Consider the following 12,353-nt stretch of genomic DNA (forward strand, 5'->3'; position numbering starts at 1 on the left):
TCCGACGGCGATTGTCGTCCCTGCTGAGGAGAACGGCGCTCCGGACACCGGGGTCGGCCGCCGGGCGGTCGCGGCTCGTCGGATGCGGGCGGATTTGGGCGGGCGGAATTGGGACGGAAGGATCCAATTCTCGCCCCTTCGGTTCCCAAGCCCCTCAAAAACACAGTCTGCGCGGGCTGTAACGGCAAAAGCGCCTCAGCCGGCGGGCCGGCGGTGACGACTTGAACGAATACGCGGGTTCGTTTGGAGAATTCGTCCCAGGACGATTGGGTCCTGCTCGCCCCCACAGTCTGACTTCACGGAGCGTCACGGATGACATCGCCCCCCTGCCCCGACGCCCCACGCCGCCCGCCGTCGGGCCGCCGGTCCGTCCTCCGTCCGGTCGTCGCGATCGCTGCCGCCCTGCTGGCCCTCCCGGCCCCGGCGACGGCTCAGGTGGTGGACGTCGGCGGGTTCACGGTCGTGTTCCACAACGCCACCGACGGCGACTACAATTTCGGCGGGGTGGACAACATCGCCGCGGCGGACCTCGGCAACTGGACCGCCGCAGAGCAGACGGCCGTATTGAACACGTTCCAATACTGGACGGACACGCTCAACTTGCCGACGGCCGCGGCGAATCCGGAACGGCCGATCATCTATCTGGTGAAGGACAGCACCATCGCGCCGCAGAACGCGAACGCCCGTCCGGCGGTGGTGAACAACGGCGGCGTCCTGCGTTCGAACACCTCCAGCCGGCTGGTCGACGGGTTCGACGCGCCTCGAATCGCGGCTCCGGGCAGCACGCCGGCCCGCCCGGGGCAGGACGGCCGGATCATCTACGGCGTCGAAGGGCTCGGCGCCTTGCTGGATCCGACCGAACCCACGCAGTTGGCCACCGGGTTCTCGTTGCAGCGGACCTCGATCCACGAAGTCGGCCACCTGCTGGGGTTTGTCGGCGACGACCCCTACGTCAATAACATTAACGGGGCCGGGAACTTTATCGTCGCCGGCGGGGCCGTGGACCGGATCACCGGCGGCGTCGGCGTGCCGATCGCCGGCGATAACGCCCACACGCTGCTCCAGTACCACAATATGACGCGGGCCAACCCGTTCGGCACCTCGTTTCGCAACATGGCGGCCTTCGGCCCCGCGGAACTGGCCATCCTCGCGGACATCGGCTACGACACCGGCGTCGACGCGACGTTGGACCTCGACGAGCACTTCGGCGGCGCCCGATACTTCACCGCCGTCACCGGGACCATCGGGTTCAACGACAACGTCGCGGGCGTGACCGGCTCGGGGACGACGTGGGTCTCGGCTCAGGATTATTCGCTCGGCTACTTCCTGCAGACCGACGGCAGCGACATCGTCCTCGTCGGCGACACGCAGCAGACCGGCTTCGCCACCGCCGGGGTCCGGATCGCCGGGGAAGACACCCAAACGATCGGCGACCGGGTCACCGTGTCGACGGACAGCAACATCGAGGCGACCGGGGACAGCAGCGTCGGCGTGCTGGTCAGCAGCGGGGCCAACAACTGGATCACCCACCGCGGCGGGATCAACCTGACCGGGGCGGACACCGTCGGCCTGCAGTTCGACTTCGGCGGCCCGTTCGGGACCGCCGGCCCCAACTCCTTCCAGGTCGGTTCGGGTGATTACGGCGCCTATCTCGTCGACCGCGTCGACCTCTCGGGGACCGTGATCGCGGACACGGCGATTTTCATCGACGACAGCGCCGCCGTCCGGGAGATCAACCTCCTCCGCGGGACCGTCCTCGCCGGGCCGGCCCTGACCGGCGACATCATCAGCAACGCCTACACCGACGCCACGCTGATCCGGCCGATCCTCACCTTCGGCCGGGACGTCGATCTGGCCACCGGCCGGGCGGTCGGCGCGGGCGGCGACGGGCTGTTCGACTTCACCTACGACGGCGACATCGGCGGCACGACCCCCGTCTTCGCCGAGGTGTACGGCGGGACCAGCACGATGAACGGGGACCTCCTGTTCCGCAGCTTCAACGGCCTCGGCGGACAGATGCTGGTCAACGGCTCGATCACAAACCAGCTCGGCACGACGCTCACCGGCGGCGACCTGTCGATCGAGGCCGGCGCCGACGGGGCCCTGGCGGAGACCGTCGTGGACAGCGGCGTCCTGAACGTCGCCGGCGTCGCCGCCACGGGCGGCAACGACCTGACCGTGAACGGCATCGGCGGCGCCGCCGTCACCGGCGGCGGCGTCCTGACCGTCGACGACCTGTTCGTCAACACCGGCGGGACGGTCGTCGTCACCGACGCCGGCACGCTGAACGGCGACGACGTGACGGTCAACCAGGGCTTCGTCACCCTCGCCGGCGCCGGCGACATGAACGTCGACACCGTCACCGTGGCCGCCGGCGGGACGGTGAACGTGTCCAGCGCCCTCGCCACGCTGGACGCCGGCGCCGCCGCCGCCGTCGACGGGGCCGGTTCCCTGTTGCAATCTTCCGGCGGCGGCGGTTTCAACGGGGCCACCCTCGCCCTCACCGACGACGGCGACGCCCTCGTCACCGGCGCCGGCTCCACATTCACCCTCACCGGCGCCGCCACCGTCGACGGGGCCGGCTCCGGCTTAGTTGCCCAGAGCGGCGGCGACTTCGACGGAACCACCCTCGCCCTCACCAACGACGGCGACGCCCTCGTCACCGGCGCCGGCTCCACGTTCACCCTCACCGGCGCCGCCGCCGTCGACGGGGCCGGCTCCACGCTCTCGTCGCAGTTCGGCGGCGCTCTGACCGCCGACTCCGCCACGCAGACCGGCGGGTTGATCCACGTGGGGACCGGCTCCACGACGACCTTCGCGAACGACGTAACGGTCAACGGCGGGGAGACCCGCGTGAACGGCACGCTGACCGCCGCCAACCTGCTGATCAACAGCGGCGGCCTGCTGACCGGCGGCGGCACGATCGTCAGCGATCTTGCCATGAACGGCCGCCTCGCCGTCGGCAACAGCCCCGCCGTGCTGAACGTCGTCGGCAACTTCACCAGCGGGCCGGGCGCGATCACCGACCTCGAATTGCAGGCCGCCACGGCCCCCGTCGCCGGGATCGACTTCGACCAGACCGCCGTCACCGGAACCGCCACGGTCAACGGCGGGACGGTCAACGTGCAGCCGTTCGGCAATCAGAACTTCGCGGTCGGCACGCGGTACGACTTCCTCACCGCCGCCGGCGGGCTGACGGTCCTGAATCCCGTGACCGTGTTCGACCCGCTGGCGAACGTGCGGTTCATCCAGCAGATCGACCCGAACGTCTACGCCCTGATCTTGGCCCGGGACCAGTCCTTCGCGGCCGGCGGAGCCACGTTCAACACCCGGCAGGTCGGCGCCGCGCTGGACGCCGTCGGGAGCGACCCCGCCCTCGCCGATCTGCGGAACGCCCTGGACACCCTGCCGACCGAAGCCGCCGCGCAGCGGGCGCTCAACCAGTTGTCCGGCGAAATCTACGGAACGCACCTGACGGCGTTGAACCGCAGCTCGCTGCAGTTCCTGGACGTGATCGGCGGTCAGGGCGGGGCCTCCCCGCTGGCCTGCGGGTCCTGCGAGGTCAACGGCCTGCAGGGCTGGATGGAAGGCTACGGCGGCGACGCCCGGATCGACGGCGACGGCAACGCCTTCGACGCCCGCACCGGCAGCGGCGGGGCGGCGGTCGGCCTGTCGCGGACCTACTACGGCCCGAACGAGTGCATCTCGATCGGCGGGTTCTACGCGTTCGAATCGCTGACCACGCGGGCGCCGCAGGCGAACTCCACGATCACCGACAAGGTGCTCCGGGCCGGCGGGACGGTGAAGGCCGTCGCCGGGTCGGCGTACGCCCGCCTGTCCGGCTTCGGCGGCATGGCCTTCGGGGACGCAACGCGGTCGTTCTCGGCCGCCGACGCCGTCCTGCCCTTCGCCGACCGCACCGCCGCGGAGACCGACGCCACCCTCGCCGGCGGCGACGCCGAACTGGGCATGCTGTTCGGCGTGGAGGAGTCCTTCGTCACCCCCGTCGTCGGCGTGCAGTACATGCATGTGGACCGTGACGGCTTCACCGAAGACGGCGGCGCCACGGCGCTGTTGGTGGACGACAGCACGTTGAAGGAAGTGCGGCCCCGCGTCGGCCTGCGGGCCGGACGCTGGATCCCCCTGGCCGTCGTCGGGCCGAGTACCGCCACCTTTGAAGCGTTCTACAGCCGCGATGTCACCGCCGGGTCGATCGGCGACTACCGGGCCCGGTTCGACGCCGTCCCGACCGCCGCGTTCGACGCCCGCGGCACGGACTTCTCCCGGGACCGCTTCACCCTCGGCCCCGGCCTGACGATCGGCGAGGGGCCGGTGCGGCTGGCGACCCAGTACCGGGCCGGGCTGACGGAGACGTCGGTCCTGCACAGCGGCGACGTGCGGCTGGAAGTCTGCTACTGAGCCGGCGCCCCCCACGCGGGAAACCGCCGCGGGAAACCGACGATCACCGCCGCGGCCGCCCCGGGAACGCTTCCCGGGGCGGCCGCTTCGCATTGGGGGGATACCCCCGCGAGGCGGCCCCGCCCCCTCGGAGCCGCCCTGCGGCGGCGGATCGCCTGTCGGGGATCGCTCGTCGGGGAGAACCGCGGGAGGTTCGGTCGCGAGGGGGGGACGGTTCGGGACCGCGGGCGCGCGAAGGGACGTTCGGACTCTGCGGGAAGCGCCAGATTGACCGACGCTTGAGCGGTTCCACCTCAAGCCGTCGCAGGAGTGGTGTCGATTGAGCGGGTTATTCGGGGCGACGGAAATCCGTTTCCCGCCCGGCCGCGGGCTCAACATGACCTCCCGAGAAGCGTCAGACATGACATCTCACACCTCCGCGGCCGGCGCCGCGTCGCCCCGGCTCTCGGCCTCGACCTCCGCCGCCCGTTGCGGCGGGGGGGGCTCCGTCGGGTCGGCTCGTGTCAAAGACCGGGCGTCCCGTCCGCGGCGGTCGTGGTTCCGCCGGGCCCTGCCTTGGATGCCGGCCGCGGCGTTGGCGCTGGGGGTGCTGCCGTCGAAGGCGTCGGCCCAGACGGTCGTCATCAACGGCGCGTACTCCGTGACGACCGAGACGCCGCCCGATAACGACGTCATCCTCAACCCGCCCAACCCGCCCATCGACCTGCCGTTCTTCGCCACGGTCGAGGACGTCCAGGTCAACGGATCCCTCTCAGTGGGGACCAACACCGGCTGGGTGAAGGCGGAGGACCTGCTCAACTTCGGGAACGTCACCGTCGGCACCGACGCGCTGATCACGACGCAGACCGGCGGCACGCTCCTGCCGGGCAACGTGCAATATGCGAACCGGGCCGGCGCCACGACGAACGTATTCGGCCGCCTGATCGTGGGCGGGCCGGTCTTCTCGGGGGCCGCCGCGGATAACCCCCCGCCCGCCACCGCGATCGGCAGCGGCATCCTGGAGGTGACCGGCGGGAGCGTGAACGCACTGGGCGCCGGACAGATCCGCGCCGGCGAGCTCAACGTTACCGGCGGCCTGTTCAACACCTCCGGATTCGGAGCGAACTCGACGATCTCCGGCTCCACCGTGATCAACGGCGCCGGAGCCGAACTGCGCGTCAGCAACGGCGGCGTCACGAACGTCGATTCGCTGACGCAAACGGCCGGCTTGGTCGACGCCCGGGCCGGGGGCACGCTGACCGTGGCGGGCCCCGTGGATCCCCTTGATCCGACGGACATCTCCGGACGGGCGGACTTCAACGACCGGCTCCGGGTGAGCGGGACGTTGAACGCCGCCACCACGTTCCTGCGGGCGGGCAGCCTCCTGAACGGCCGCGGGACGATCAACAGCGACGTGTTCGCCTCCGGGAGGATCGCTCCGGGCCAGGGGCTCGGCGCCGGCGCCAACGGCATGGGGGTGCTGAATATCGGCGGGGACTACGTCGGGGACTCGGTGGTCTACGACATCGAAGTGACCTCGGGCGGGGCCGGCAACGCGGTCGCGGGTCTCGACTACGACCAGATCGCCGTCGCCGGGCAGGCGACCATCAACGGCGGCACCGTCAACGTGATCCTGCCGGCCGGCGCCGACGCCTCCAGCTTCTCTATCGGGCGGCGGTACGACTTCATCACCGCCGCGGGCGGACTGGTGGTCAACGCGCCGGTGGTCGTCGTCAACCCCCAGCCGGACGTGCGGCTCATCCTAGACGACGGGCCGAACAGGTATTCGCTGGTGGTCGGCCGGAACGTGCCCCTGGCGAGCTTCGCGGACACCTACAACGTCACCGCGGTCTCCGTCGCGCTGGACCAAGTCAGCACCGACCCGGCCCTGGCCCGTCTGTTCAACGCCGTGGACACCCAGCCGACGGAGGCCCTGGCCCGGCAGGCCATCAACGGGCTGTCCGGCGAGGTCTACGGCACGCAGATGACGGCGCTGAACCGGAACTCGTTGCAGTTTCTGGACATCATCGCCGGGCAGGACGCCGCCGCCCCCCTGGTGTGCGGAACCTGCGGCGTGAACCGCGACGGCGAAGGCGCCTGGCAGGGTTGGAACCACACCTACGCCGCCGGCGGCCGCGTGACCGGGGACGGCAACGCCTTCCCCGCCGAGATGGACAACGCCGGGATGGTGATCGGGGCGACGCGGATCTTCGGTCGCTCCAACGCCTGCCTGGCCGTCAGCGGCTTCTTCGGCTCCGAGATCAGCACCGTCGAGGTGAACACCGAGCGGGTCGGCGGCTCCAAATCCGTCGTCAACGACGAGGTGCACCGCCTCGGGACCTACCTGCGGGGCTCCGTGGGACGGGTTCACGGCCGGCTCACCGGCGTCGTCGGCGCCGCCGACGCCGAATCCCGCCGGGTCTACGAGCTCAGCGACTCCCAGGGCGGCCTCCCCTTCGCCGACGTCGCCGGCGCCGAATACGAGACCATCCTCGGCGCCGTCGACTCGGAAGTCGGCTACCTGTTCGGCGCCCCGACCTCCTTCATCATGCCGGTCGCCGGCCTGCGGTACGTCGAGGCCGACCGGGACGAATTCACCGAGGTCGGCGGACTCACCGCCCTGGACGTCAGCGACACCTTCCTGAAGGAAGTCCGGGCGCGGGCGGGCCTGCGGACCGGCAATCAGCTGAGCTTCATCACGATCGCCCCCACCAGCTTCACCATGGAGGCGTTCTACAGCCGCGACGTCTCCGCCGCCTCGGTCGCCGACTACGACGCCCGGCTGAGCGCGGCCCCGGCGGCGTCCTTCAACGCCCGCGGCACGGACTTCGGCGACCACCGCTTCGTCCTCGGCCCCGGCCTGAGCGTCGGCATCGGCCCGGTGCAGTTCTCCGCCCGGTATCGCGCCAGCTTGACCGAGAGCTCCACGGTGCACTCCGGCAACGCGAACTTCGAAGTCTGCTTCTGAGACGCGGAATCGGCACATCCCCGGAGCCCGCAGCGGCTCGGGGACTCAACGCACCGCCCAGGCGGGCCGCTCCGGCGGCCCGCCTGTTTGCGTCGGCGCCGCCGACTCCGACCGAGCCGCGGCCCCGGAGCGGGCGGACGACGGCGAGGGTGAACGCGGGGCCGCGGGAGGCCCTGCTCCCTGCTTAACGCGCCGGTCGGAACGGCACGCCGCTGTTCCGGAGACCGGAACCGCTCTCTCCGCGGGCGTCGGCCCCCGCAACGGGCCGTCGCCGTGAGCGGGTCGTCGCCGTGGCGGGAACCATGCCCCCCCGCGGCCCTCTGCGCTTCGCATCTCCGGGAACTTCGGGGCGAGGTGCGGTTTCCCGACGGTTCCGCCCCCCAGGCGGCGACGCCTGCCGCCGCCCCACGCCGAGTGCCCTCGCCGCCTCGCCAGCGAGTCGCCCCAGGCGGCCGCGGGAGACGCTGAATGCTTGGTTTGGAGCAAGAAAACAGACCAATCGGACGCTTCGGATGCGAGACGTTCGGCCCGGTCCACGGCGGACGCATTCGAGACGCCGGATATCCCCCAGACCACCCGAAGCGTTGTGAGGGAAAGAACTTAAGTCGAATCGCGGCTTGGCCGCGAAGTTTCGGCAGGCGGCTTGGCCAGACGCGATCACCCCGACGACCGGACGCCCCCGAAAGGCTTGGAGCACTGCACAGGCAACGTTCGCCGGTGCGGTCGTCGCCTTCGCGGCGGGCGGACGACGCCCGGCGCCGGAGCGCGTTCCGTCACCTGCTTTCGGGCCGCCACGTTCATGCGTAGATCCCTCGCACTCCCGTCCGTCAAATCCCGTCTTGGCGGGCTCCGTCGCGGTCGCATCCGGCCGCGAGCGCTGCTCTGGCGGCGGCGGGCGCTGCCCTGGCTGTCGGCCGCCGCCTTCGCCCTCGCGGCCCCGGCCGCGGAGGCCGGGCTCCTCTCGATCGACCTGAACCTGTTCGGCTCCGGCAGTCCGTTCCTGGTCGCGGGGACGGACGATCAGACCGGCAACGACGTGCACGTCGGCCTCGGCGGGTTCCTGGAGGTTCAGTTGGGCGGCGAACTGATCACCGACGCCTTCCTGAACGACAGCTTCGTCGACGTGCAGGTCGGCGGCCTGCTGTCGACCAATGTCGGGACGGATTTCACCGCTCAGGACGGGGTCGTCTCGGTCGACGGCACGCTGGCGGTGGGGGACGAGTTGCTCGTCGTCGGCGGCGACGTGCTGACGAACGCCGGCGGGTCGATCACCGCCGCCGCCCTCGACCAGACCGGCGGGCTGGTGCAGGTGGACGGCTCCCTGTCGCTCGCCGGCGCCGCGTTCGTCTCCGACCTCGACGCCGCCGCCACGCTCGACGTCAACAGCGGCGGCTCGCTCGTCGCGACGAGCCTGAACCTCTCCGCCGCCGGGGGGAACGGCCTATCGGTCACGCTGGACGGCTTGGTCACGCTCAACGGCGGGGGGAACGCGGCGGACGACGACGTCTACGTCATCGAGGACGGCGCCGAAGTGGAGGTCGGCGGGACCGTCGTCGTCACCGGCGAAACCGCCGTCCTCGGCGCCGGCTCCCTGCTGACGATCCTGGAGAACGGCTCCTTCACCACCGACCGGCTCACCATCGAGGGCGGCGCCGTCGTGGTGAACGCCGGCGTCGGCGGCGCCGCGGACGGCCTGCTGACGGTCCACGACGCCGCCGTGATCGGCGACGGGGCGGGCGCCGGCGGGTCGCTGACGGTCTTCGGCAGCGCCTCCGCCGGGAGCCTCACGCTGCACAGCGACGGCGCCCTCTCCGTCCACGGCGATCTCACGACCGGCGCCCTCTCCACCGCCGGCGCCCTCTTCCTCGACGCCGGCGGCGTCCTCACCGCCGGCGCCGTGACGCAGTCCGGCGGGCTGCTCACGCTGAACGGGACCGCCCTGTTCGACAGCCTGGCCCTGACCGGCGGCGCCGCGACCGTCGCCGGGGACGTGATCGTCGCCGGCGCCGCCTCCGTCGACGGGGCCGGCAGCACGCTGACGCTCGCCGCCGGCACGTTCGACGCCGACAGCCTCTCCGTGACCGCCGGCGGCGTCGTGAACGTCGACGCCGCCGCGACGATCGCCGGCGTCACCACGCTCGACGGCGGCACGCTGGCGCTGCGGGCCCCCGGAGCGGTGTTTACCACCGACTCGCTGATCGGCCTGAACGGCTCGGTCCTCAGCATCGCCGACGGGGCGATCCTCAACGCCCGGACCTTCAGCCTGGACGGCTCCAGCACGCAAACCGTGGACGAGGGCGGCACGCTCAACGTCCAGGCGCTGACCTTCGTCGACGGCTCCACGCTCGATGTGTCGAACGGCGGCACGGTCCGCAGCGGCGACCACGTGCACGTCGTGGCCGGCTCCCACGCCAGGGTGAACGGCCGCCTGGAGGGGCGTTCGTTCCTGCTGGAGGGCCGACTGAGCGGGAACGGCACGGTCGTCGTCACCGGCTCCGGGCCCAACGACTACTTCGCCGCCTGCGGCGTGATCGCCCCGGGAAACAGCCCGGGGATTCTCACGATCGACGGCAACTTCGTCGGCGAGGCGCACAACGCCTTCGAGATGGAGATCGCCGCCACGCCGCCGGGCCTGGCGCCGGTGGCCGGCGTGCACTTCGACCGCCTCGCCGTGACCGGCGCCGCGACGCTCGACGGGGGGCGGTTCGAACTCAGCCGCGACGTCCTGCCCGGGCAGACCCCGTTGCCGCTGCCGGTCGCGGTGCGGTACGACCTGCTGACCGCCGCCGGCGGGCTGACGGTTTTGGATCAGCCGCTGCTCGTCGACGACTTCGCCGACGCCCGGTTCGTTTCGTTCGTCACGCCGACGAGTTACGGCGTGATCTCCGCCCGGGACGGGTCCTACGCACACCTGTTCGGCTCGACCGCGAACCAGGCCGCGGTGGGCGCCGGGCTGGACGCCGTTCGCTCCGCCCCCGGCCTGCGGGCGCTGCGGGATTCGCTCGACACCCTGCCCGCGGAGGCGGCCGCCGCGCACGCCCTGAACGCCCTGTCGGGTGAGGCGTACGGCTCCCACCTCAGCGGCCTGAACCGCAGTTCCCTCCAATTTCTGGATCGGGCGACCGCCCGCGACGCCACGTTCTCCCTGCTGTGCGGCACGTGCACGACCGGCCGGGGCGGGAACAGCGGCCTGCAGGGCTGGTGGGACACCGCCGGAACCGTCGGCCGGGCCGAGGGCGACGGGAACGCCGCCGAAGCGGAAGTCCAATCGGCCGGGACCGCGGTCGGTCTTTCGCAGATCTTTGGCGGACCGAACGGTTACCTCAGCGTCGGCGGGTTCTACGGGTATGAGTCGGTAGTGACGGAGGTCGACGCCGTTCGATCCCGGGCGGAGACGGACGCCCACCGCTTCGGCGGCGAAGTGCGGGGGGGCCTCGGCCGGATGTACGGCCGGCTGACCGGCTTCGGCGGCGTCACGCAGACGGACGCCCGCCGCGACGTGCTGATCGAAAACCCGCTGCTCCCCTTCGCCGACCGCACCGACGCCTCGTTCGACGGCCTGCTCGCCGGCGCCGACGCCGAGACCGGCCTGCTGATCGGCGGGGCGAACGCCTTCCTCGCCCCGGCGCTGGGGCTGCGGTACGTCCGGACCACTCAGGAGGACTTCGTGGAACGCGGCGGGGCGGCGGCCCTGTCGATCGACGACGCCTCGCTGGGCGAACTGCGGCCCCGCGTGGGCGCCCGGGCCGGCGTGCGCACCGGGGACGAGCTGTTCGCCGTCGCCGGCACGCTGGAGGCGTTCTACAGCCGCGACGTGACCGCCGGCTCCACCGGAGAGGCGACCGCCGCCTTCGCCGCGGCGCCCGGCGTCCCCGTCGCCGTCCGCGGCACGGACTTCGGCCGCGACCGCCTGACGCTCGGCCCGGGGCTGACCTTCGCCGTCGATTCGCTGTCCGTCGGCGCCTTCTACCGGGCGAGCCTCAGCCCGGAATCGACCTTCCACGCCGGCGAGGTGCGGGTGGAGTACGTGTTCTGAGAGCGGCGTTTGGGAAGGCCTTGCCCGTGTGTGAGCCCGAAGCGCAAGCGAGGAGGGGACGCCCCCGACCCTCGCTTGCGCTTCGGGCTCACAAAGCCGCGACGCCTCGCTAAGAGGGCTCGAGCTCTCCCTCGCCCCCCCCGCCCCGCCCCGCTCAGCCCACGGCAAGGCTGACGACGATCATCACCACGACCGCGCCCCACAGCAGGGCGAAGAATCCGCCGCAGCCGATGCCGATCCAGGCGTGGGCGGAGCCTTTGACCTTCGGGTTCTCCCGCCGCCGCTTCAACCCCATGATCCCCAGCACGAACGCCGCGATCCCCAGCGGCAGCCCGATCAGCGGGAACCCGCTGAACAGCCCGAGGTAGTAGGCGATCAGTGCCGGCGGGTTTTTGTAGGGGATCACGCCGCCGGTGGCGTCGCCCTCGTCCTCGGCGGGGTCGAAGTCGGGGTCGTCCTCGAACAGCTCGTCGGGGGCGTCGCCGGCGGCGAGGCGCTCCGAGATCGGCCGCGGCTCGCCGCAGGCTTCGCACACCGCGGCCCCCGGGGGGTTGGCGTAGCCGCAGACGGGGCAGAGCGGGCGGGGCACGGCGGACCTTGGGTAACGTGACGTCGGATTGAACCGCCCGACCCGACCGCGTTCAACGCCCGCCGGTTCGCCCCGGGCTCCGCAGGCTCCCCGCCCTATGACGACCGCCCCCGCCGCGGACGACCCTGCGGCCGGGGGCCGTGGCGGGGGACGTCTCGGGATCGGCGTCCGACAGCGTGCCGCAGCCGGCGCCCTGAGCATCCGGCGCCCTGAAGACGGTTCCCCGCTCAGCGAAGTCCGCCCGCCGCCCGGGCTGCCGCCGGTGGCCGGGCGCCCCCTTAGAAAGAGGTGAGGGACGGGGCGACGAACGGAGGCCGCCGGGGCGGGCGGCAGGACGGGTGGGCCGACATGACGGGCGGGCG

The 12,353-nt window shown here is 71.9% G+C and carries 5 protein-coding genes; 3 read left to right on the forward strand and 2 right to left on the reverse strand.

The window, feature by feature from the left end; all coding sequences use genetic code 11:
* Nucleotides 1-312 precede the first annotated feature (312 nt).
* A complete protein-coding gene (locus tag CA12_RS22950) occupies nucleotides 313-4,419 on the forward strand; it encodes an autotransporter outer membrane beta-barrel domain-containing protein (protein WP_145357518.1) in 4,107 nt (1,368 codons plus the stop codon).
* A gap of 408 nt (nucleotides 4,420-4,827) precedes the next feature.
* On the opposite strand, the gene CA12_RS03590 is transcribed toward CA12_RS22950, so the two are convergent.
* The gene (locus tag CA12_RS03590) at nucleotides 4,828-5,043 is read right to left on the reverse strand and encodes a hypothetical protein (protein ID WP_145357519.1); all 216 of its coding nucleotides are present in this window, start codon (nucleotides 5,041-5,043) and stop codon (nucleotides 4,828-4,830) included.
* Nucleotides 5,044-5,059: 16 nt separating this feature from the next.
* Between CA12_RS03590 and CA12_RS03595 the strand changes: the two genes are divergently transcribed.
* Nucleotides 5,060-7,366: an autotransporter outer membrane beta-barrel domain-containing protein gene (locus CA12_RS03595; protein WP_145357520.1), complete on the forward strand. Its 2,307-nt coding sequence runs from the start codon at nucleotides 5,060-5,062 to the stop codon at nucleotides 7,364-7,366.
* Between the two features lie 799 nt (nucleotides 7,367-8,165).
* Entirely contained in the window at nucleotides 8,166-11,402 is a 3,237-nt protein-coding gene (locus CA12_RS03600) for an autotransporter outer membrane beta-barrel domain-containing protein (protein WP_145357521.1), read from the forward strand.
* 154 nt (nucleotides 11,403-11,556) lie between these two features.
* Here CA12_RS03600 and CA12_RS03605 read toward each other — a convergent pair whose 3' ends face one another.
* Nucleotides 11,557-11,991: a zinc finger Ran-binding domain-containing protein gene (locus CA12_RS03605; RefSeq protein WP_145357522.1), complete on the reverse strand. Its 435-nt coding sequence runs from the start codon at nucleotides 11,989-11,991 to the stop codon at nucleotides 11,557-11,559.
* Nucleotides 11,992-12,353: the final 362 nt, after the last annotated feature.

This window comes from Alienimonas californiensis (assembly GCF_007743815.1).
In the GTDB taxonomy this organism is placed as follows: domain Bacteria; phylum Planctomycetota; class Planctomycetia; order Planctomycetales; family Planctomycetaceae; genus Alienimonas; species Alienimonas californiensis.

What these genes read in the sequence shown, in the direction of transcription:
- CA12_RS03590 (WP_145357519.1), bottom strand. Translation starts at nt 5,043, where the DNA reads ATGACGACCGTCTGGGCCGACGCCTTCGACGGCAGCACCCCCAGCGCC.
- CA12_RS22950 (WP_145357518.1), top strand. Translation starts at nt 313, where the DNA reads ATGACATCGCCCCCCTGCCCCGACGCCCCACGCCGCCCGCCGTCGGGC.
- CA12_RS03600 (WP_145357521.1), top strand. Translation starts at nt 8,166, where the DNA reads ATGCGTAGATCCCTCGCACTCCCGTCCGTCAAATCCCGTCTTGGCGGG.